We start from the raw sequence: 23,432 nt of genomic DNA on the forward strand, positions 1-23,432 counted from the left end.
GTGAGCGAATTATGCAAAAAACATAATTATGCTTCGATTTGAGACGTTAGCAAAAAAAACGCTTCTGAAAAAAACTGCCCAGAGCTGCTTGGCGTTATCATATTGAAAAATTTCGCGGCGGCATAGAGCCCTCCGGTTATGCAGCTGCGAATTTTAAAAAGCTCACAGTACTTTTGACGACCATGCAGGCGGTCTTAATCCGACTCCCAATCGCATCGGCCATCAAAGAGGCGGGCTGATAATGTGACGCTTAAAATTAAAATCAATGAGTAAGAGAATGCGGGGAATATTTTGAATGTCAGCAGCCGTTGAAGATGTAAATCCGGGCCCACATTTCAATCGGATTCTTGGCCGTCATTATGTAGACGCGCGGATTCGAAAAATGAGCGTACACGAAGAAGGCTTGCCACCGGTTGTAGCGCATTTTCTGTATCCGGCGTTCAAGTCCGGACAACCATCCGTCGCTGAACTCGTCAAGATGCTAATGGGCGAGATAACCGGATTTTGCGCGACGAAAAAACAGCGTCGTAACGCGAAAGCGATTGATGCGGCAGACCCATACGATGCCAGAGAAACTGAAGAGTTGGGCCGATGGGCCAAAGCGCTATTCATTAAAGCGAAAGAGTCAGGCAGTCGCTCAGGAGAAGGAGGGGAACTCCTCCTTTACGTCTTTATAGAGCACTTTCTGAAGGCCCCATTGGTGCTTTCGAAGATGCGGTTGAAGACTAGTCCAGAAATGCCGGTGCATGGGGCCGACGGCGTTCACGCCATGTGGGAAACCGAGGGGAATCGGTTGGCGATGATTTTCGGTGAATCGAAACTACATCAAACATTCGCGAGCGGTATGTCAGAGGCTGCCGAATCGATAGGGTTGCTTGCTAAAGACGCGGACGGTCGGATGGAGAACGAGTTACAACTGACCACTGGCCACATCGACCTCGATGGGTTTCCTGCAGCGATGCAAGAACATCTTCTGAAGTTCTTGCATCCGTACGCAACGGAGGAGTCAAATTCACGTGTGGACCGATATGCGATATTGGTTGGATTTGACTTCCATGCCTACCAGAAGATAGCTGAAAAACCCGTGGCCGAGGCCGAAGCCGAATTCGTGAAGCTTTATCAGAGAAATCTAAAAACGAGCCTCACCACCGCTAAGTCGCACCTGAATGCGCATTCAATCTCACTCGCATCGGTGGATTTATTTCTCTTCCCGCTTCCCGACGTGCAAGCGTTTCGTGACGCCTTTGATAAGGCTTTATATGGCTGAACTCCAAATCCGACTCGCGCAAAGCATAGCTGAGCACGCGCAATTTAAGGCGGCGTACGAGTATCTCCAGCAGGAGAGTCTCGCCTCGCTCAGCGGCAAGATTCCTTCTCTGTCACGCACAGAGTCGCGAAGGCTCCTTCGCTCTGCTCTCATTTTCGCTCAATCGAAAGTTGAGCAGTTCGCGGTTTTGTCACAGGACATCGTTTATTCACTTGCGTCCCTGCCGATTGCCGACGAGGAGCGCCTGGTATGTCGACATGTGTTGGCAATGTTGGGAAATTTTCCCGCAAGCGATTTTGTTAAACGAAACGTCGAGAGTCAATATCGCTTGCCTTGGCAGTTGGGATTGACCGAAGAGGTTCGACGGGAGGGTAACTCAATTCAAGTTTTGGGTAAGCCGCTCCTTCTCACTGATTTCCAAGCCAATGTATGGGAGGAACTCACTGAAAGACAGTTCCTGAGCATCGCGGCACCGACGTCGGCTGGAAAGTCCTTTTTGATTCAAACATATCTGAAATCGCTTATCGGCGAAGGCGAGCAGCTTCTCGATGTCGCTTATGTCGTGCCGTCGAGGTCGCTAATTCACGAAGTCCAAGCAACGCTAAGCGCAGCGTTTGCTAATTTTCTCAATGCGCCGATTATCAGTAGTGTTCCGCGTGCCGACGACAGACTTGCAGTCAACCAGCCGAGAATCTTTGTTTTTACTCAGGAGCGTTTGCGAACGGCCATGGATGATGCCGGCCTTACCCTTGATGTTCTGATTGTGGACGAGGCGCAGCAAATTTCAGATGGTTCTCGGGGAATGCTGCTGCTTTCGTGTCTTGAAGACATGCATCACAGGGCACCTTTAGCCAAAATCTTGTTTATAACGCCCGGTTCACGAAGCGGCGGCCCTATAGGTTCATTACTGGGACTCGGCGAGCTGCCAACGGTGGAAACGGCACTGCGCCCCGTTCGGCAAAATCTTATATACGTAGACTTCGCGTCAAAAAATAAGAAAAGACACCTCAACCTGTCGCTTCACAGGGATGAAAACTTACCGCTGGCGCTTGGCACGGTCGAAGTGAACAAGGAAAGGACCTCGACTGCACAGCAGCGTTTTCTCTCAGCTGTCGTTACGTTAGGTGACGAGGGTCAAAATTTGGTGTATGCATCAGGTAAAGCTTCGGCTGAAAAGTTAGCACTCGGTATAGTTGACTTGAACCGGCATACTCCTCAAGAGTCCAGCTCACTGAGTGAACTTTCTGAATTTATCCGCCGACATGTTCATCCGGAATATTCACTGGCTAAATGTGTTGAAAACGGCGTGGCCTTCCATTATGGAAACATGCCGACCAATATAACGAAGGCCATTGAAGATTATTTTTCGGATGGAAAGATAAAGTATCTCGTATGTACTTCCACGTTGTTGCAAGGGGTGAATCTCCCGGCGCGCAATATTTTTATTAGTAACCCTCGGAAGGGGCAGGGTAACCCCATGGGTCCGGACGATTTTTGGAACTTGGCGGGTCGTGCTGGTAGGCTTGCGAAAGATACCCACGGGAATGTCTTCTTGGTAGATTATTCAAAGTGGGACAGGAAGCCGATAGAGGAGCCACGACAGAGGGAGGTTATTCCTTCGTTGACGAAAGCTTTCACAACCGCGCACTCCGTGGTTATGGAGTATGTCGAAGATGCTGGTCACCTGTCCGGGCAAAAGGAAACAAATTTTGCGGAAAGTGTCTTCACGCGCCTGTTTATAGATGCGCAAGAGGGGGTTCTTGAGCGCACCGTTGAGCGAGCAACTCGCGGAGATTTTTTGGGTGAAGCGCAGGCGCTGACGGTAGCTGTCACTCAACACATACAAAAGGTTAGTCTTCCCGCAGAAATGCTGAAGAAAAATGCCAGCATTTCGCCACTTAGACAGCAAGCTATGTTCGATATCCTTTTAGCCGAATTCAAAAGTGGTCGACTAAGAGGGTACATACCTTTACACCCTTTGCAGCCGCACGCTGCTGTTAAGAAACGGCTTGAATTCGTGATGTCGCTTATCCACGAATACCTGGAGGGAAAACCAAGTCAAGCCGGAAAATATTTTTCCTGGTTTTCCCTTAGCTGGATGCGCGGAAACTCACTGAAAGACATGATTGATTTTCAACTGCGAACAGCGCGGGAGAAGGCATCAGCAGACGGTGATGAACCACCCGATGCAGGAAAAATAATAAAAGTGCTTTCAGAGGTGGAGAAAAAGTTGAGGTTTCACTACGTGAGGTATTTCAGCTGCTATATCGATTTGCTGAAATACGCTGCGAAGGCTATCTCTCCAGACCACGAGATTGAAGTTCCAGCAATTCCCCTATATCTCGAACTCGGAGCAAGTAGCAAGACGATGATTGGCTGCATGGAACTGGGACTTTCTCGAATCGCTGCCCGAGAGGTGACTGAATTTTTAGGAGCGCAAGATTTAGATGCGGTTGCTGTAAAAAGGCGACTTCGGAATGCGAGCATCTCTGCATCCGGATTGTCACGCATAGTCATCGCCGAGCTGGGCCGTATCGGCTTACACAATACGTAAAGATTGCAGATAACCTCTGAAGTCTAGTGCGAGCATCGGGCTAGACTTCGTAAGGTAGTTATTCAGCTTGACCAAAGAATCAGGCAACGCATCTTCGGTTTGGTGTCGCAGGCTAGGCGGATGCGCATGAGCAATGCAGATTAACGGTTGCTATGCCGCGTTCGTGATGTCGGCCGATGGCTGGGTTGTACTGGGTTGAGAGTACGACAAGCGGCCTCTCACTCCGGGATGCGCCCGTTGCGAAGCATCGCTTTCAATTGTGAAAGGTGTTGCTGAGCATCTTCGCGGCTGGTGAGGGAAAGCTCATCAGGAAGGTGTACGCCTAGAACCTTCGCGAGGTTCGAGACATATGGTCGGCGCTGACCAAGGAGGTCCGCTCGGGCTCGTTTTACTCGGTCCGTGCCGCAAATCTTGACCAGATAATCCAGAGTACGCTGGTCGCGAGGCGACTCGATAACAACGTCAATCCCATATTTCGATGTTTCGAGCATCATCTCCACCATCAAGGATGTCCCCTCAACAGTTATAGAAGGCGGCCGATATGCTGTCTAGCACATCTTCGCAACCACAAAAATCCTCCCCGTGCCCCTCCTTTCCTCGGGCGTGCTCGCCCTCGGAATCTCGCCGTCGTGCTCGACGGCTCGAACAGATTGACGAATAAAACAGAGACAGTCTAGAAAACCCACAATTCGCGGCCGCCGGCGATTGGCGGGTGATCGTCCAGATACATCGCCAGCGTGTAGCCGCCCGCAACGCCGTTGAGCGACACCGGAATCACCTGGCCGCTTTCCGTGTAGTCACCGAAGCCGGTGGAGTCCGGCATGCGGATGAACTCGTAATGCACCAGCGGTTCGCCGATCTCGAGCGGCTCGGGCACCACGGCGCGCAGTTTGTCCGGGTCGGTGCGGTAAGTGATGATCAGGAATTCGCGGTCGATGAACCGGTACGGACCCATCGGAAATGCCGGGCTCGTGATCGGCATTGCGAAGGCATGTGACAGCACGCTTTTGACGTCCATGTTTTTCCTTGCTGGTTAAAGGCGGTCGGAACGCTTTTGCACTGCACCCGAGTATCGTCGAATTCCTTGACCGGCATTCACGCCGGCCATTCGTCAATTATTTCGAGATATTGCGTCGTTGACATGTCCGGGGCTGACGGCCTGCGCTAAAATCGGCCGGACATCGTCGGCGCCACGGGTTTCGCGCGTGGTCGACGAACGCGCGCCACGGCGCGGCTAAAACCAAAATACAACGGGAAGCGCCAAGGCGCTGCGCGGGGACCGCCATGACCACCATCGCCATCGAGACTCTGAGCCAGACCAGCGCGACCGACGAAGCGCCTCTGCTTGCCAGCTTCGCCCGTCAGCCGATTCTCACGCGGGAGGGCATGCTGTGCGGCTACGAAATCAAGGTGCGGGCGCCGGCGCTGCCGGTGGACGAAGCCGACCAGGCCGAAGCCAGCCACGAAGCCAATCCCGATGCATTGCCGGGCCAGCCGCCCACGCCGGCGCAACGCGTGGCGCGCGCCGTCGTCCGCGGTCTGCTGCAAAGCGACGTGCGCGGTGCGCTCACCGGACATCCGGCCTATGTCGACGTCAGCCGCGAGATGCTGCTGGACGATTCCATTCTGCGGTTACCGCCCGAGCGATTCATGCTCGAACTGTCGCCGGTGCTCGAGGTCGACGACGCACTGATCGCCAGGCTCGTGCAATTGCATACGCGGCGCTATCGCTTCGTGCTCGACGAAGTGACGCAGCCCAACGAGACCTTTGCCAAATTGCTGCCCTACGTCGACGTGGTCAAGATCGACGTCGCGCGCGCGCCGCGTGCGCTGCTGCCCAAGCTCGCGAGCGTGCTGAAGTCGGCGGGCAAGCTGCTACTCGCCTGCGGGATCGACGCGCAGGCCGACTTCGAAGCGATGCACGGTCTCGGCTTCGACCGTTTTCAGGGCTACTTCTTCGCACGTGCGCAAAGCTCTGCGACGCGGCGTGTCAGCGCGCCGCGCCATGCGCTGCTGAATCTGCTGCAATTGCTGGCTGGCGATCCGACCGTTGCGCAACTCGAAGCGGAGCTGAAGCTCAATCCCGTGCTGGTGATGCACCTGATGAAGCTGGCGAATTCGAGTGGCCTCGCCGTCGGTCACAAAGTCACGACGCTGCGCGATGCGATCAACGCGACCGGCACCGACCGCATCGCGCGCTGGACGCAGTTGCTGCTCTATGCCGACGGCCGCAAGGTCGCGCTCGAGGACGATCCGCTGCTGCAACTCGCGGCGACCCGCGCACGCTTCATGGAACTGGCGATCGAGCGCTTGCCCGAAGCCGGCCGCGACGAGGCCGATGCAGCGTTTCTGACCGGCGTGTTCTCATTTGTCGACGCGGTGTTCGGCGGCTCGCTCGAAAGCACGTTGAACGTGCTGACGCTGTCGCGCCCCATTCAGGCGGCGATCCTGCGTCGCGAGGGCATGCTGGGGGGCGTGCTGAGTACGGTCGAGGCGCTGGAGCGCGGCGAGTGGGAGCGGGTGGCCGCACTGTGCGAACACTTGCCGCCGCTGACGGTGGAGGAGGCCGCGCAAATGGGACTCGCGGCCGGCGCGTGGGCCGGTGTCGCGGATCGCAGCGCGCAAGGGTTGGAAAGGATCGAGGATTGAGGGCGAGGCCGGTGCAGCGGTGAGCCTCAGTTCAAGACCAGAACCGAGGCCGCGGTGTGCGGTGCACGCGGCGGACCTGGCGCCCGCGCAGGTGCTGCAAACCGCGAATCGGTTTCGCACGAACAACATCGAAGCAGGGCAAATACAGAACAGTCGAGAGTGAAACGCCGCGATCAACGATCGCGCCACGTTTTCACATCATCTCCATTTCCCGCATCTGCCCCAGGCCGAAAAAACGGCCTAACTCCTTCGCCAGCTCGTTCAACACGCTCATCTCCTTCTGCGAGATGCGGCGCGGCTCCTGCGCATGCGACCAGTCGCCGTATAACAGCGCCACCGTCTGGTCGCTTTCATCGACGACCGGCAGCAGCACGAAGGCACGGGTGTCGTCGAACGATCGGCGGAACCATTCCGGCAATCGCGCGACCATTTTCGGATCGCGCGCATTCTCGATGAAGATGCCGACCGAGTTCGCAATCGCGAGATGAAACACGTCGGGCTCGAACGCGGTGTTGAAGGTCAGCTTCGGCAGTGCCGCGTCGATCTTCGGACCGAGGCCGAGGCGCGCCTTGAAGGTGCCGTTGCTGTGCTTGACGAACACTACCGTGCGCGCGAAGCCGAGGCCGGCCAGCACGGTTTCCGACGCCATCGCGAGGGCCGGCGCGAGCGGGCTGTCGGCGGGCAGCTCGCGCAGATCCTTGACGCCCACCGCGATGCGCGCCTCGGGACTGAGCGCCTCGCGCGCGATCGCATCCGCGTTGGCGCGCAGCTCGACGATCTCGGCCATCACGCCATCGCCGCCTTCTTCGCGGGCAAGCGCGACGCTCATCTGGAGCAGCACGTCGGGGTCCGTATTCAACGCGCCGCTATAGTCCTGCGCCAGTTCGGCGATGCGCGCCTCGCGTTCCCAATCCGGCATGTTCTGCTGGGTGAGCACGTCGGCGACCGCGGTCGAATAGTTGGTGATGGCGCGCAGCCACTGCACCTGGCGTGGTTGCTCGACGTCCTGCGGATCGAACTCGCCCATGCCCGAGCGGATCATGTCGGGCAGACGCCAGCGCACCGCGGCTTCCGCCCCGATCTCGTCGAAGGTCACGCCGAGCACGAGCACGCACGCATCGGCTTCGAGTGTGCCGTCGTCGATATGACGGCGAATCTGATCCCACTCGGCGTCCAGATAGAACACCACCAGCAGCTTGCCGATCTGCCGCATCAGCGTGCAGACCACCGCTTCCTCGCCTGCGCGCAGGTCGCCGCGCTCGGTCAGCTTGCGTGCGACGCAGCCCGACAGCAGCGTGCGGTTCAATTCGAGTTTCGCGTCGATGCGGCGCGGCGCGCTGTGATGAAAGTGATCGACGATCTTCAGGCCGACGACGAGATGGCCGACCGCATCCATGCCGAGCACCATCAGCGCGCGCGACACGGTCGTGATGTTGCCGCCGAACGCCATGTACATCGCCGAATTGGCGAGCCGCAGCACCTTTTGCGTCAACGCGAAATCCGACAGCACCACCTGCACGAGACCCGTGAAATCGAGGTCGTCGTTGTTCATTGCCGCCATGGTGGTACGCAGCGACTGCGACAGCATGGGGAAATCGCCGCGCTCGCTCATTCGCGTCCAGAGCCGGTCGAGCACTGTCGCCTTTACCATGTGAGTCCCGCAAAAACCATACATGTTCCAATGAGTGCCACGCCGGCCTCGGGCCGGCTTGTTCCACCGCGTAAGCGCAGCCCCCGCATGGCTAGGCGGTGTGCAGATGAAGCGTGCGCATTTCGAAACGCCGCGCCAGTTCGTCGGAGGGCAGTGCCTTGCAGACAAGCCAGCCCTGAATGTGATCGCAGCCCATCTCGGTGAGCAGCGTGCGTTGCGCTTCCGTTTCGACGCCTTCGGCAACCAGTTCGAGGTCGAGCGTCTGGGCCAGCCCGACGACCGCGCTAACGATTGCCTGATCGTTTCGCGAGGTTAGCAGATTCTCGACAAAACTCCGGTCGATCTTGAGTTTGGCGAGCGGAAATCGTTGTAGATACGCGAGGCTCGAATAGCCAGTGCCGAAATCGTCGACGGCGAAGCGGATGCCCATCGCCGTCAGTTCTTCGAGCAGACCCTTCGCGTGCGCCGGGTCGTGCATCAGCAGGCTCTCGGTAATCTCGAACACGAGGCGGCGCGGATCGATGCCGGTCAGCTCGATCGCCTCGCGCACGGAGTCCTTGAAGCGGGGGTCGCGGAACTGCTGCGGCGACACGTTCACGGCCACGTATTGCAGCGAGATGCCTTTCGCGTCCCACTGGATCAGCTGCATGCACGCGACCTTCAGCACCCAGTTGCCGAGGAAGTTGATGAGCCCGATCGACTCCGCGAGCGGAATGAACATCGACGGCGGCACAAGGCCATGTACCGGATGCGACCAGCGGATCAGCGCTTCGACGCCGACCACGCCGTGCGTGCGGCTGCTCGTGATCGGCTGGAAATGCAGCGAGAACTCGCCGTTGCGCACGCCGTCGTAGAGATCGGCTTCGAGCTTCAGACGTTCGGCGTCGGCGGGGTTGTCGTCGGGCACGTAGAACGCGAGCGTGTTGCCGCCGGCCGCCTTGGCTTGCAGCAGCGCGTGGTCGGCCCAGCGCAGCAGGTGGGTGTCGTGGGCGGCGGTGTCGTTGGCGTGACGCACGTCGGGATAGAGCGCAATGCCGATGCTCGCAGACAGATGCACCTGCTGGCCCTTGAACACATAGGGCTGCTGGATCGCGGTCAACAGACGCCGCGCCAGCGCCTCGGCGGCAGCGGCCGCGTCCGTGCGGCTGGCCGCGGGCTTGACGAGGATCGCGAACTCGTCGCTCGCGACGCGCGCCACGGTCTCGCTAGGGCTCGTCATGTTCATGAGACGCCGCGACGTGTCGCGCAGCATCTCGTCACCGGCGTCGTAGCCGAGCGCGCGGTTCACGCGCTGGTAGTCGTCGATGTCGAGCAGCAGCAGCGCGACCGGCGTGCCGTGCGCGTCCGCCTGATGCTGCGCGTCGAGCAACGCGGGCAGCAGCGCCGACTGGTTGGCCAGATTGGTCAGGCGATCCAGGTGCAGCGCCTGGGTCAGACGTTCCTCGGTGGCGCGCCAGGCCGACACGTCGAAGCCGGCGATCGCATAGCCGTCGATGCCGTCGTGGCTGCTGCGCACGACGCGCAGTTCGACGGTGATCGGATAGGTCAGCGACTTGATCAGGCTCAGCGTCGCTTTCTCGACGTTGCCCGAGATCGCGGCGCGCGTCAGCAAGGCGTCGAGACGCGGCACGTCAGCCGGTGCGACGAGTTCGTGCAGCGTGATCGTTTCCAGATACTCGCGGTGATAGCCGATGAAGCGCAGGCTCGCGTCGGACACATAGATGAAGCGCTGGGCATCGTCGACGTGCGCGAGCAGATCGACGGCGCCGACCACCTGTTCCAGTTGCGCCGCGCGGCTTGTGCCGCGCTTCGGTGCGCCGTCGGCGCGGCGGCCGAATGCACGAAACCGGTCGATGACCGTGCGCAAGGAGCCCCGGCGGGGCGCGATGATCCTGTTCGCTTCCATGTTTGTCGCTGGCAACCTGTGTTCGTCTGGCAGGCGGGGCGGCGCGTTGTTCCGCGGGTTCGGGCGGTCGAGAGATAGCAGGCCGCCCCATCAGAACGAGATAACGACCCGCACCGGAGAATCTTTAGCGGATGACGCAAAAAACATCTGGTAAGAATGCGCATGGAGGCACTGGCGACGGTCTTGCCGCGATTCGGTTAAAGTGGCGCCGCTTGCCGTCCGTTAATAGAACCAATCCCCGTTGTGCAGTACCGGCGTGACGTCGCTGCTGCGTAGCCTTTCCGAATACTTGCACCGATGATCCATGTCCGAACGTCATACTGCTGCGACGCCTGTCCGGCGCATCGAGGTGCCTGACGCATTCGCCGACGCGGCGCAGCCTGGCTGCGCCGCGCAGTTTGTCTACCTCGGCCGCCAACCGATCCTCGATCGCGCCGGTGCGCTCAACGCCTACGAGTTGCTGTTCCGCGCCGGAGCACACAACTACGCCGAAGTCGGCGATGACGCCCAGGCCACCGCCCAGGTGGTCGCGCATACGCTCGGCGGGATCGGCGTGCCGGCGGTGCTCGGGCCGCACCGCGGCTTCGTCAACATCGATCGTGCGCTGCTGTTCAATGACATCGTCCATCTGATGCCGCCCGAGCGCTTCGTGCTCGAGATCCTCGAAACCGTCAAGTTCGACGCGCCGCTTGCGCGCCGGCTTAGCGAGTTGCGGCGCGTGGGCTTTCAGGTGGCGCTCGACGACGTCAGCGAGCTGTCGCACGAGCTGATCGAGGTGCTGCCGTACACCGACATCGTCAAGATCGACTTTCTCGAGACGCGGCGCGCTGCGCTCCCCGAACTGGCCGCCACCGTGCGCGGCTACGGCAAGACGCTGGTCGCCGAGAAGGTCGAGACGCGCGAGGACTTTTCGCTGGCGCGCGAGCTCGGCTTCGATCTGTTCCAGGGCTACTTCTTCGCGCGGCCGCAGGTGCTGGCCGCGCCGCGCAGCCGCTCGCTGCGCCCGGGGCTGTTGCGGCTGCTCGCACTGCTTTCGTGCGATGCCGGCATCTTTGAACTCGAGGCTGAACTCAAGCTGAATCCGGGCGTGGTGATGCAACTGCTGCGGCTCGTCAATTCGAGCGCGTTCGGGCTGGGGCGCAACATTGCGTCGCTGCGCGAGGCAATCATTGCCACCGGTACGCGGCAGATTGCGCGCTGGGCCCAGCTGCTGCTGTACGCGGACAGCGGTGATCTGTCCTGGCGCGCCGATCCGCTGGTACAACTGGCCGGCACCCGCTCGCGTTTCATGGAGCTGGCCGCGAACTGGCTGCGCCCATCCGACGACGAATTCGCCGATGCCGCGTTCATGACCGGCATTTTTTCTCTGGTCCACGTGGTGGTCGGCAGCACGCCGCGCACGGTGCTGGAGAAGCTCGGTCTCGCGCCGCAAATTCGCGAAGCGATCGTGTCGGGCGGCGGCGAGTTAGGCGTGTTGCTGCGGATCGCCGAAGTGGCGGGCGAGGGCGGCGATGCCGCCTCGATTGCGGCAGCGCCCGATGCGCCGGCCGGTTTCGCGACGCTGACGCCGGACGTGCTGTCGGAGTTGAATCTGTCGGCGGCGGCGTGGTTCGGCGCGCACGTCGCGGAAGCGTCCACCTGAGACGGCTGGGCGCGGTGCGCCGCGCGGATGTCTGTCGGTGCCATGACGCACTCGGTGCGTACGTGTTCCAATAGAGCGCGAAGGGGGCCGGGGCTGCGTCGAAACCGCCGCCGCCGACTCGTCAAACTCATTTCGACTGATTGAACGACGCGTGCAGCCACGCCTGGAGGAGCACATGAAGAGGACAATCGTATCGGTGGCGCTGGCCGCCCTCATGTCGGCCGGATTCGCCGTGTACTCGTCGAGCGCCTGCGCGACGCTCAAGCCTGGCGACACGGCGCCGCCATTCACCGCGGAGGCGTCGCTGGGCGGCAAGGCCTACACCTATTCGCTTGCCGACGAGTTGAAGAAAGGGCCGGTGGTGCTGTACTTCTACCCGGCTGCCTTTACCAAGGGCTGCACCATCGAGGCGCACGAGTTCGCCGACGCCGTCGACGAGTACAAGAAATACGGCGCGACCGTGATCGGCGTATCGCACGACAACATCGACACGTTGACGAAGTTTTCGGTGAGCGAATGCCGCAGCAAATTCCCGGTTGCCGCGGACGCCGATTCGAAAGTGATCGGCGCCTACGATGCCGGCATGCCGATGCATAGCTCGATGGCCAATCGCGTGTCGTACGTGATCGCGCCCGACGGCAAGATCATTTACGAGTACACGAGCCTGTCGCCGGAGAAGCACGTCGAGAATACGCTCAAGGCGGTGAAGGACTGGGCGCAGGCGCATAAACAGTAAGCGGCGTCCCGCGCAATCAGCGGGTGGCCCGGCGCTCGCTCTGCCAGCCAGTCAGCCGCCCTCGGCGGTTTGCTTGCGGGAGGCGCGTTATCCGCAACGGTGCTTTGCGCTGAGAGCCGGCATCGCTTGTGCTAGGCTGGATTTTTTTGCCGGGTGAGTGTGCGATGCCGATTGTGGTTGTGTTGATTGCGCTGATCGCGCTGGTGTACGGGGCGGTACGGGCGTTTTATGCGTTGCAGGCGGCCTTCGGGCTGGCCGTGGCGATTGGTGTGGCGGTGCTGGTTGCGTTGTTGCTGATTGCCGCCGCGATGTATGGGTGGCGCCGCCGCCAGGAGGTCGCTGCGAATGTTCGCGACGGCGACTGGACGCACGAGCTCAAAGGAAGCTGGGGTTCGGTGCGGCTTGCTGCGGCCAAGCGGTTCTGCGAGATTCAGATCGGCGACGAGCGCGGGGCGTACATCTTCGCCGATCTGCTGGGAGCCGACGTGCGCGGTCGCGAAGGGCAAGCGCAGGTGGCTGTGAAGGTCAAGGACCCGAAGCACGGCGAATGGCTCGTGCCAATGTCGGGCGAGAAGCAGGCGAGGCAATGGCAGCGGATTTTTTCGCTGGCAGTGCAGCAGAAGCTCTGAGCTTTATCGTGCAGCCCACCGTGGGTCGGGTATATGCAGGCCCGACCCACGGCGCAGCAGTTCAACTCAATCATGACGACGACGGCGCCACACCCGTTCTGCGCGCCTTTCTCGCTTCCCACCGCACGCGCAACCGGTCCATGTACAGATACACGACCGGTGTGGTGTAGAGCGTGAGCATCTGACTGACGATCAGCCCGCCGACGATCGCGATCCCCAGCGGCGCGCGCAACTCCGCCCCTTCGCCGTGGCCGAACGCGAGCGGCAACGCGCCGAGCAGCGCCGCGAAGGTGGTCATCATGATCGGCCGGAAGCGCAGCAGACACGCCTGGAAAATCGCGTCGCGCGACGACATGCCTTGCCGCGACGCTTCGATCGCGAAGTCCACCATCATGATCGCGTTCTTCTTCACGATGCCGATCAGTAGAATCACGCCGATCAGCGCGATGATGCTGAACTCCGTTCCGAATAGCAGCAACGCGAGCAATGCCCCCACGCCTGCCGAGGGCAGCGTCGACAGAATCGTCAGCGGGTGGATGTAGCTCTCGTACAGCATCCCGAGCACGATATACACCGCGGCCAGGGCGGCCAGAATCAGGATCGGCTGGTCGGACATCGACTGCTGGAACGCCTGCGCGGTGCCCTGAAAGCTGCCGTGGATCGTCGCCGGCATGCCGATCTCCGCCATCGTGTCGTAGATCACCTGCGTCGCCGTGGACAGCGACACGCCCGGCGGCAGATTGAACGAAATCGTCGAGGCCACGAACTGGCTCTGATGATTCACCGACAGCGGCGTGGTGCCCGGCCCGAAGCTCGCGATCGCCGACAACGGCACCATGGTTTCCTTCGATGTCGACACGGCCGCGCCCGACGACGCGCTCGACTTGCCGCTCGCCGCGATCGAGTTGATCGCCTGATTGCGCGCCGAATCGGCGGCGATACTCGCGCTGCTCGATGCGGTCGTGCCCGCCGTGCCGCCGGTCGTCGCGCTGGTGGTCGTGCTCGTGGCCGCGGCAGTCGCCGCCGAGGTGACCGTGCCTGCCGGCGCATTGGTGGTCTGCGCACCGCTCGCACTGCCGCCCGACGTGCTGATGTAGATCTGCTTGAGCATCTCCGGGCTCTGCCAGTACCTCGGCGCGACTTCCATCACGACGTGATACTGGTTCAGCGGGTTGTAGATGGTCGACACCTGGCGCTGGCCGAACGCGTCGTACAAGGTGTTGTCGATCTGCGCGGGCTTGATGCCGACACGCGCCGCAGTCGCGCGGTCGATCGTCACCATCGCTTCGAGGCCGCCTTGCTGCTGGTCGGAGTTCACGTCAGCGAGCTCCTTGCGCGCCTGCAGCGCCTCGGTGAGCTTCGGCCCCCAGAGGTACAGATCCGGCGTGGAGTCCGCCAGCAGCGTGAACTGATACTGCGCGTTCGACTGCCGCCCGCCGACGCGAATGTCCTGCACCGGCTGCAGGAAGGTGCGCGCGCCGGCCACGTCGCCGAGCGGGGCGCGCAGTTGCTGGATCACCTGGTCGGCGGACAGGCTGCGTTCGCTTTTCGACTTCAGCGAGACGAACATGAAGCCCGCGTTGGTTTGCCGGCCGCCGGTGAAACCAACCACGCTTTCCACCGCCGGGTTCTTGCTCACGATGTCCATCATCTGCGAGAACTTGCCCTTCATCGCCTGGAACGACGTGCTCTGATCGGCCTGGATGCCGCCGATCATGCGCCCGGTGTCCTGTTGCGGGAAGAAACCCTTCGGCACGATGATGTAGAGCCAGATGTTCAAACCGATGGTCAGCAGCAGAATCGTCACGATCAGGCGCGGATGCAGCAACGCCCAGCCGAGCGTGCGCTCGTAGCCGCGCTGCATCGACGTGAAGCCGCGTTCGAGCCAGCGTCCGACGCGGCCTTCTTCCTTCTGCTCGTGCTTTTCGCGCAGCAGGCGCGAGCACATCATCGGCGTGAGCGTGAGCGAGACGATCAGCGACATTGCAATCGCAAGCGACAACGTCAACGCGAATTCGCGAAACAGCCGGCCGACGATGCCGCCCATCAGCAGGATCGGCAGGAACACGGCGACCAGCGAAATGCTGATCGACAGCACCGTGAAGCCGACCTCGCGCGCGCCGAGAAACGCGGCCTTCATGCGCGGTACGCCGTTCTCGATATGACGGGAAATGTTTTCCAGCACCACGATCGCGTCGTCGACCACGAAGCCTGTCGCGATCGTCAACGCCATCAGCGACAGGTTGTCGATCGAAAAGCCCAGCAGGTACATCGCGCCGAACGTGCCGATGATCGAGATCGGCACGGCCACGCTCGGAATCAGCGTGGCGCGCCAGTTGCGCAGGAACAGGAACACCACCATCACCACCAGCGCGACTGCGATCACCAGCGTGCGCTCGGTGTCGCGCAGCGACGCGCGGATCGTGGGGGAGCGGTCCGCGGTGGGCGAAATGTCGACGTCGGCGGGCAGCGACGCGTGCAGTTGCGGCAGCATCGCCTTTACGCGGTCGATGGTCTCGATGATGTTGGCGCCCGGCTGACGGTAGAGAATCACCAGCACCGCGCGCTTGCCGTTAAAGAGGCCCAGGTTGCGCAGATCTTCAACCGAATCGACCACCTCGCCCATGTCCGAGAGCTTGACGGCCGCGCCGTTGCGATACGCGATGACGAGGTCCTTGTATTGCGCCGCCTTGGTGGCCTGGTCGTTGGTGTAGATCTGCACGCGGTTCTGGCCGAACTCGATCGAGCCTTTGGGGCTGTTCGCGTTGGCCGCGGCGAGCGCCGCGCGCACGTCCTCGAGACCGATGCCGTAATGCGCGAGCGCGTGCGGCTCCAGTTCGACCCGCACCGCCGGGTTGGCCGAGCCGCTCACGTCCACCTCGCCGATGCCTTCCACCTGCGACAGCGACTGCTGCAGCACGGTGGCCGCCGAGTCGTACAACTGGCCGGCGGGCAGCGTGTTCGATGTGAGCGCCAGAATCATGATCGGCGCGTCGGCGGGGTTGACCTTGTGGTACGTCGGATTGCTGCGCAGGCTGGTCGGCAGATCGGCGCGCGCGGCGTTGATGGCGGCCTGCACGTCGCGCGCGGCGCCGTCGATGTCGCGATTCAGGCCAAACTGCATCGTGATACGCGTCGAGCCCACCGAGCTCATCGAGGTCATTTCGGTGACATCGGCGATCGAGCCGAGATGCCGTTCGAGCGGACTCGCGACGCTGGTGGCCACGGTCTCCGGGCTCGCGCCCGGCAAGGACGCCTGAATCGAAATGGTCGGGAAATCGACCTGCGGCAGCGGCGCGACGGGCAGCTTCGTGAACGCGAATACACCGGCCAGCGCGATGCCGATCGCCAGCAGCGTGGTGGCGACCGGGCGGGAGATAAACGGACGCGACAGATTCATCGCTCAGTTCCCTGCATCGGTGGCGGGCGGCGTCGTGCCGCTGGACGGCCCACCGCGATTGAAGCGCTCACGCGCGCGGCGGCCGAGCGAATCGAACGCGAGGTAAATCACCGGCGTGGTGAACAGCGTCAGCAACTGACTCACGATCAACCCGCCGGCAATCGCGATACCGAGCGGGCGGCGCAGTTCCGAACCGGCGCCGGTGCCGAGCATCAGCGGCAGCGCGCCGAGCAGCGCGGCGAGCGTGGTCATCAGGATCGGCCGGAAGCGCAGCAGACACGCCTGGTAGATCGCTTCGCGCGGCGGCTTGCCTTCCTCGCGTTCCGCATACAGCGCGAAGTCGATCATCATGATCGCGTTCTTCTTCACGATACCGATCAGCAGCACGATGCCGATGATGCCGATGATGTCCAGATCGTGCCCGGTGATCAGCAGCGCGAGCAGCGCGCCGACTCCGGCCGAGGGCAGCGTGGAGAGAATCGTGATCGGATGGATGAAGCTTTCATACAGCACGCCGAGCACGATGTACATCGTGACGATGGCCGCGAGGATCAGGAACAGCTCATTCGAGAGCGACGCCTGGAACGCGAGCGCCGCGCCCTGATAACGCGTCTGGAACGACGCCGGCAGGCCGACGTCCTGCTCGGCCAGGGTGATCGCCTTCACCGCCGCACCGAGCGACGAGCCCGGCGCAAGATTGAACGACACCGTGGTCGCAGGGAACTGGCTCAGGTGCGTGACCAGCAGCGGCGCGGGCTTTTCGATGAACTTCGCGATCGAGGAGAGCGGCACCTGGCCGCCGGACGAGGTGGAGGAGGGCAGATAGATCGAGTTCAGCGACTCGACGTAGTGCTGCATTTCCGGCTGCGCTTCGAGAATCACGCGGTACTGGTTCGACTGCGTAAAGATGGTGGAAATGATGCGCTGGCCGAACGCGTCGTACAGCGCGCTGTCGATGGTGGCCGGCGTGATGCCGAAACGCGACGCGGTGGCGCGGTCGATTTCGATGAACACCGAGCGGCCGTTGTCCTGCAGGTCGGTGGCTACGTCCGCGAGTTCGGGCGCCAGCTTCAGGCGGTCGACGAGCTTGGGCACCCAGGTGGTGAATTCGCTGATGTTCGGATCGGTCAGCATGAACTGGTACTGCGTCGGGCTCACGGTGGAGTCGATCGTCAGGTCCTGCACCGGCTGCATGAACAGCGTCGCGCCGGCGATATGCGCGACGTCCTTCTGCAACTGGCGAATCACTTCGCTCGCAGTGTGGCTGCGATCGTCGCGCGGTTTCAGGTTGATCAGCATGCGGCCGCTGTTCAGCGTGATGTTGCTGCCATCCACGCCGATGAACGACGTGAGGCTGTCTACGTCCGGATTCTTCAGAATCTGCGCGGCGAGTTCCTGCTGACGTTCGGCCATCGACGCAAACGACACCGACTGCGGCGCCTGCGTGATCGCCTGGATCACGCCGGTGTCCTGCACCGGAAAGAAGCCCTTCGGAATGTACACGTACAGCAGGGCGGTCAGCACCAGCGTGAGCACCGCGACGACCAGCGTGGAGCGCTGACGGTTGAGCACCCACGTGAGTGCGACCGCATAGCGGGCGATCACCCAGTCGATGAAACGGTGCGCCTTCGCCTCGAAACGGTGGCTTTCATGCGGCGGCGTGTGGCGCAGCAGCTTCGCGCACATCATCGGCACCAGCGTGAGGGATACGATTGCCGAGATCACGATGGTCACGGCGAGTGTGATCGCGAATTCGTGGAATAGCCGGCCCACTACGTCGCCCATGAAGAGCAGCGGGATCAGCACGGCGATCAGCGAGACTGTGAGCGAAATGATCGTGAAGCCGATCTGTTTCGAGCCTTTGAGCGCGGCTTCGAGCGGCGCCTCGCCTTCCTCGACGTAGCGCGCGATGTTTTCGATCATCACGATCGCGTCGTCGACCACGAAGCCGGTCGCGATGGTCAGCGCCATCAGCGAGAGGTTATCGAGGGAAAAGCCGCACAGGTACATGACCGCGAGCGTGCCGATCAGCGACAGCGGCACCGACAGACTCGGGATGATGGTCGCGTAGATGTTGGCGAGGAACAGGTACATCACCAGCACCACCAGCACGACCGACATCGCCAGTTCAAACTGCACGTCGCGCACCGAAGCGCGGATCGTGGTGGTGCGGTCGGTGACGATCTTCACGTCGAGCGCGGCGGGCAGCGACTGCTGCAATTGCGGCAGCAGCTTCTTGATGCTGTCCACCACCTGAATCACGTTCGCGCCCGGCTGGCGCTGCACGTTCAGAATGATCGCGGGCGTGTTGTCGACCCACGCGCCGAGCTTGGTGTTCTCCGCGCCCTGCACGATGTTCGCGACGTCGGTCAGCATCACCGGGCGGCCGCTCTTGTACGCGATCACCGCGCTCTTGTACTGCTCGGCGTCGGTCAGCTGGTCGTTCGAGTTGATCGTGTAGTTGCGCGTCGGACCGTCGAAGTTGCCCTTCGGCGTGTTGACGTTCAGGTTTGAAATGGTGGTGCGCAGGTCGTCCAGGTTCAGACCGTACGCGGCGAGCGCGCGCGGGTTTGCCTGAATCCGCACGGCCGGGCGCTGGCCGCCCGACAGGCTCACGAGACCCACGCCCGCGACCTGCGAAATTTTCTGCGCGAGACGCGTGTCGGCCATGTCCTGCACCTGGGTCATCGGCAGCGTCTTCGAGGTGATGGCGAGCGTGAGGATCGGTGCGTCGGCAGGGTTGACCTTTGCGTAGATCGGCGGCGCGGGCAGGTCCGACGGCAGCAGGTTGCCCGCCGCGTTGATCGCGGCCTGGACTTCCTGCTCGGCGATGTCGAGCGGCAGATCGAGACTGAACTGCAACGTGATGATCGACGAGCCCGCCGAGCTTTGCGACGACATCTGGTTCAACGACGGCATCTGCCCGAACTGCCGCTCGAGCGGCGCGGTCACCGACGACGTCATCACTTCGGGGCTCGCGCCCGGATAGAAGGTCTGCACCTGGATCGTCGGATAGTCGACCTCGGGCAGCGCGGACAGCGGCAAAAAGCGCAGTGCGACGAGGCCGACCAGCATGATCGCCGCCATCAGCAGCGCGGTGCCGACGGGACGCAGAATAAAAGCGCGGGATGGATTCATGCGGTAAGTGCCGTGCCTTTATGACGAAGCTTGCGATGCGTGTCGGCCATGACGCGCGTGAGCGCCCGATGCGCCCGATGCCGCGGCCGCGCCGCTCGCACCATGCGTGCCGGAGGCGGCGCGCGGGCGCTCCGCCGGAATCGTGATCTTCGAGCCTTCGCGCAGCCGGTCCGAACCGTCGGTCACGACGCGCTCGCCGACCTGCAGGCCGGATTTGATGCTGGTGCGTTCGCCGTCGACGGGGCCGATCTTGACCGGGCGCACCGTCACCGTGTTGTCCGGCTTCACGACGTACACGAACTGGCCCATCGAGCCGTTGAGCACGGCGGTGGTCGGCACGATCACCGCGTCCTTGATCGTATCGACGAGGAGGCGCGTGTTGACGAACTGATTCGGGAAGAGACGCGTGTTCTCGTTCTGGAAGATCGCACGCAGCCGGACCGTGCCGGTGGTCGTGTCGATCTGGTTGTCCATGGTCTTCAGCGAGCCGGTTTCGAGCGGCACGGTGTTGCTGCGGTCATACGCGGTGGCCGACAGCTGCTCGCCGTTGAGCGTGTGCTGGATGACCTGCTGCAGGTTGTCTTCGGAGGTGGTGAAGATCACGCTGATCGGCTGCAACTGCGTAATCACGACGATGCCCGTGGAGAGGCTCGACGTCACGTAGTTGCCCGGATCGACCTGGCGCAAGCCGACACGGCCCGACACCGGCGCGGTGATGCGCGTATAGATGAGGTCGAGCTTGAAGCTCTCGATGTTCGCCTTGTCGGATTTCACCGTGCCTTCGTATTGCCGCACGAGCGACGCCTGCGTGTCGACCTGCTGGCTCGCGATCGAGTCCTGCGCGAGCAGCGTCTGATAGCGTTTCAGGTCGAGGCGGGCGGTTTGCAGCAGCGCCTCGTCGCGCACCAGAACGCCTTGCGCGTTTTCCAGCGAGATCTGATAGGGGCGCGGGTCGATCTGGGCGAGCAGGTCGCCCTTCTTGACCATCTGGCCTTCCTTGAAATACACGTCCTGCAGCACGCCGCTCAGCTGCGGCAACACGGTGACGGTGGCGAGCGGCGTGACCGTGCCGAGCGCGGTGAGCACCACCGGCATTTCGCCCTGGGTCGCGCTCGCCACGTGGACCGGCTGCGGCATATTGGCCATTGCGCCGCGCCCGCCCCGGCCGCCCGGAGCGCGAGCGCCCGATGCGCCGCTGGCTGCGCCGGCGCCACTCGCGCCACCGGGCCCGCCCCACGGATGCCAGCGCCACAGCACGACGCCGAGAATGACCAACGCCGCGATGGTCAGTGCGATGTTGCGGCCACGATGACGTTTCACCACGCCGGGGGCGTCAGTCGGGGCGCCGCCGGAGGACGGCTGGGAAGCCGGAGCGGCAGGGCGTTGGGATTCCGGGTGCTTTTGTTGTTCGTCCATCGGTTCGGTCAGGTGGCTGGCTTTTGATGTGAGCCGTTCGCGCGCTTGCGCCGCTACGGCAGTTCGGCGAATCGGCACGCGGGCGGCATGACAGGCGGTTTCGACAGCGGGTGCGCCGCGCTGGTTCTGCGCGATGCTACCCGAGGCGCGGGACGGAGATGTTAACGCAATGCGGCATCTTCACAGGTTTGCCGAGCCGTTCTCGATGCCGGGAAGGGCTCGCCGGGCGAGCGCCCCGCGACGGGAATGCATGATCCTACGTTGCGCGGTCTGTAACAGTCCACCCGACTATTTTTCTTTTGATTACGAAGGTTACAGGAGGCGGGGCGGTTGGCGCGGGTACGAGGTGGCGAGTCCTCGCGTTTGCGGCTCAGGTGTCGAGCCGCCGCGCGGGCGTGCCGCCGATCTCGAGCACGATTTTGCCGATGCATTCGAGCAGCGCCGGTGCGGCGCGTGAGATCAGCCAGTCGCGCGGACACTGGTCCGCCGAGCCGCCGCAATTGACGGCATAGCGCTCGCCCGATGGGCCGACGAAACCCAGCGCGATCGCGTTCAGGCCGGCATACCACTCGCCGGTGGCGATCGCGAAGCCGCGCTCGATGGTGTCTTGCAGTGCGCTTTCCAGCCGGCCGCCGATGTAGTTCCAGTCGTCGCCCTCGGCCACCTGCAGGGCGACCAGCAGCGTGTCGCGCTCTGGTGGGGCGAGCGCCGCGAGATAGGCGCGGCCCACCGCGGTGCGGCTCAGATTCATCCGCGAGCCGATCTCGAGACGCGACACCAGCACCGCCGAGCGCGGCCGGATCGCGTCGATCACCACCATCTCGAGGCGGTCGCGCACGGCCAGATGCACGGACAGCGCGGTGCGTTCGGCGAGTTCGATCAGGAAAGGCCGCGCGCGCGCCCGGATGTCGAAGTTGCGCAGGAAGCCATTGCTCAGTTCCAGCACCGACGAGGTCAGCACGAAGCGCTCGCTGTCGGGCAGGCGGAACAGGAAGCCGGTCCCGACCAGCGTGGCGGTGATGCGCGAGACAGTCGGCTTGGGAATGCCGGTCAGTTCGGTGAGTTCGCGATTGCTGAGCGGCGCGTCGGCGGCGGCGATCGAGCGCAGCACGGTCAGTCCGCGCGCGAGCGCGGTGACTTCATCGCCCGCGCCGTCTTTGTCTTTGACCGGGGCTGCTGCCGTTTTGGGGGACGTGGGTCGGGTCATGTAAATTTTTGGAACTCTATTTCGGTTTCTGCGTTTTCGGCCTGCCGGCACCCGTGGCACACGTAGCCATAGGACGCTCCAAAATAGGGCATTCAACGGGTTCTTAACTGCAATTGATTGTATCGGAATATTTTTCCGAGGCGCAGGAAGCCGCTTTAGATTTTCCTTGACTTAGTCAGCATAAGCATAAAAAATGGAACCTCATTTCGAAAGACGATTTCAGAGCTTGTATCCCCATTCTGAAATTCACCTGGATTCGCGAAGGAGCTGTCGACGCCGTAGCGGTCGATTCTCGCAGTCCACGGTCATCAGTCCGCATCGGGTTTCGCAGTAGCGCCCTTTCTTTCGAATACCGTCTCTCAGGTTCTAGCACGGCCCTCGGAATGGCTAGAACTTTTAAGGCGTCACGGCAACGTGGCGCCTTTTTTTTGTCCTTTTTGTCCTATTGGGCGCACAACAAAGTCTGCATCCATCGCGGTTCGGCCCTTCTCAACTACAAAGTTTGCTCCGCACTCAAAAGGCATGCTGCGTGGCAGCATTCAAGATGGGGAACAATTACCAATGCGTCCGATGGCGCGTCCGCTCAAAGCGTAGTCGCAGACCTCACTCCCCCCACCGCCGCAAATCACGATAACGGCAGCGTCGGCGCTCGGCCGCCGTTGAATCTTTGGGTTGTTTTCATAAAGGCGGGACGGGGGCGGCGAATTTGATCGAGTTGAGGCAAGAGGGCTATGCATCCCGGAAATCCTTGGCTAAGCGCATGGGGCCATGTTGATCGCTCTCAGGCCAGTGTCCAGCCTGGACCCGAATTGACTGCTGGCAGTGTTTTTTCTTCCCATGTCGCCCGAGGAGAAGGTGTCGCAGCGGGAATTCCGCACGCTTGCCCGGAGCGACATGCATTCGCTCGCATACGACATGTGTCTCCCAGATGCGCCGCGCACGCTTTTCCAACTCTCATTCCCCGAGGTTCCCAATGGTCGCAACCCGCCGAGGAGGAGATCTGCAAGAAAGTCACTCTTTCGTAGCCGCGCCGGTCGATGAACAGGCGCAGCGCGTGCGTAATGCGCCGGTATCACGGTGCAAGAACAGACCACCTGGAAAGCGATGATCCGGCGTTGAAGGAGTGGCGAAAAGCCATCGAAGAGGGTGCCTGTCTTATAGAGTCCACGAACCGGTAGTGACTCGGCAAGGCTGTGCCTGGTCCGGGTACCGCGCTCGGGCGTCACTTCCCGCGACC

General features: G+C 61.9%; 13 protein-coding genes and 1 pseudogene. 6 read left to right on the forward strand and 8 right to left on the reverse strand.

Annotation, left to right across the window (positions count from 1 at the left end):
- The first annotated feature begins 295 nt into the window (after positions 1-295).
- Together CIC12_RS12980 and CIC12_RS12985 are read left to right on the forward strand one after the other, a co-directional pair.
- Positions 296-1,267, forward strand: a complete 972-nt coding sequence (locus CIC12_RS12980; RefSeq protein WP_168664504.1) for a HamA C-terminal domain-containing protein — start codon at positions 296-298, stop codon at positions 1,265-1,267.
- The gene (locus CIC12_RS12985; protein ID WP_168664505.1) at positions 1,260-3,821 is read left to right on the forward strand and encodes a DEAD/DEAH box helicase; all 2,562 of its coding nucleotides are present in this window, start codon (positions 1,260-1,262) and stop codon (positions 3,819-3,821) included. Before CIC12_RS12980 ends, CIC12_RS12985 begins: the two co-directional genes overlap by 8 nt.
- 218 nt (positions 3,822-4,039) lie before the next feature.
- On the opposite strand, the gene CIC12_RS12990 is transcribed toward CIC12_RS12985, so the two are convergent.
- Together CIC12_RS12990 and CIC12_RS12995 are read right to left on the reverse strand one after the other, a co-directional pair.
- Positions 4,040-4,315 carry a cryptic plasmid protein A gene (locus tag CIC12_RS12990; RefSeq protein ID WP_238812567.1) on the reverse strand — a complete coding sequence of 92 codons (276 nt, stop codon included), beginning with the start codon at positions 4,313-4,315 and terminating at the stop codon, positions 4,040-4,042.
- 182 nt (positions 4,316-4,497) lie between these two features.
- A pseudogene (locus tag CIC12_RS12995) lies at positions 4,498-4,839 on the reverse strand (acetoacetate decarboxylase); the annotation flags it as partial.
- 266 nt (positions 4,840-5,105) lie between these two features.
- Here CIC12_RS12995 and CIC12_RS13000 point away from each other — a divergent pair.
- A complete protein-coding gene (locus CIC12_RS13000; RefSeq protein ID WP_168664507.1) occupies positions 5,106-6,470 on the forward strand; it encodes an EAL and HDOD domain-containing protein in 1,365 nt (454 codons plus the stop codon).
- Positions 6,471-6,663: 193 nt separating this feature from the next.
- Here CIC12_RS13000 and CIC12_RS13005 read toward each other — a convergent pair whose 3' ends face one another.
- Entirely contained in the window at positions 6,664-8,121 is a 1,458-nt protein-coding gene (locus CIC12_RS13005; protein WP_168664508.1) for an HDOD domain-containing protein, read from the reverse strand.
- A gap of 91 nt (positions 8,122-8,212) precedes the next feature.
- Positions 8,213-10,027 carry a putative bifunctional diguanylate cyclase/phosphodiesterase gene (locus tag CIC12_RS13010; protein WP_168664509.1) on the reverse strand — a complete coding sequence of 605 codons (1,815 nt, stop codon included), beginning with the start codon at positions 10,025-10,027 and terminating at the stop codon, positions 8,213-8,215.
- Between the two features lie 304 nt (positions 10,028-10,331).
- Between CIC12_RS13010 and CIC12_RS13015 the strand changes: the two genes are divergently transcribed.
- The 3 genes from CIC12_RS13015 (at position 10,332) to CIC12_RS13025 (ending at position 13,034) form a co-directional block, all read left to right on the forward strand.
- Entirely contained in the window at positions 10,332-11,669 is a 1,338-nt protein-coding gene (locus tag CIC12_RS13015) for an EAL and HDOD domain-containing protein (protein ID WP_168664510.1), read from the forward strand.
- A 175-nt stretch (positions 11,670-11,844) separates the two neighbouring features.
- Complete coding sequence (locus CIC12_RS13020; protein WP_168664511.1) at positions 11,845-12,405, forward strand: peroxiredoxin; 561 nt, start codon at positions 11,845-11,847, stop codon at positions 12,403-12,405.
- A 164-nt stretch (positions 12,406-12,569) separates the two neighbouring features.
- Positions 12,570-13,034, forward strand: coding sequence for a hypothetical protein (locus CIC12_RS13025; protein WP_168664512.1), 465 nt, complete (start codon positions 12,570-12,572; stop codon positions 13,032-13,034).
- Between the two features lie 70 nt (positions 13,035-13,104).
- Here the strand turns inward: CIC12_RS13025 and CIC12_RS13030 are convergent, their stop codons facing one another.
- From CIC12_RS13030 to CIC12_RS13045, 4 genes are all read right to left on the reverse strand, one after another.
- The gene (locus CIC12_RS13030) at positions 13,105-16,434 is read right to left on the reverse strand and encodes an efflux RND transporter permease subunit (protein WP_168664513.1); all 3,330 of its coding nucleotides are present in this window, start codon (positions 16,432-16,434) and stop codon (positions 13,105-13,107) included.
- Positions 16,435-16,437: 3 nt separating this feature from the next.
- On the reverse strand, positions 16,438-19,572 hold the full coding sequence (locus CIC12_RS13035; protein WP_168664514.1) for an MdtB/MuxB family multidrug efflux RND transporter permease subunit: 3,135 nt from the start codon (positions 19,570-19,572) through the stop codon (positions 16,438-16,440).
- Positions 19,573-19,590: 18 nt separating this feature from the next.
- Positions 19,591-20,988, reverse strand: coding sequence for an MdtA/MuxA family multidrug efflux RND transporter periplasmic adaptor subunit (locus tag CIC12_RS13040; protein ID WP_168664515.1), 1,398 nt, complete (start codon positions 20,986-20,988; stop codon positions 19,591-19,593).
- A 370-nt stretch (positions 20,989-21,358) separates the two neighbouring features.
- On the reverse strand, positions 21,359-22,195 hold the full coding sequence (locus tag CIC12_RS13045) for an IclR family transcriptional regulator (RefSeq protein ID WP_168664516.1): 837 nt from the start codon (positions 22,193-22,195) through the stop codon (positions 21,359-21,361).
- Between the last annotated feature and the right edge of the window lie 1,237 nt (positions 22,196-23,432).

Origin of the sequence: Paraburkholderia sp. SG-MS1 (genome assembly GCF_012275575.1) — a bacterium.
In the GTDB taxonomy this organism is placed as follows: Bacteria; Pseudomonadota; Gammaproteobacteria; order Burkholderiales; family Burkholderiaceae; genus Paraburkholderia.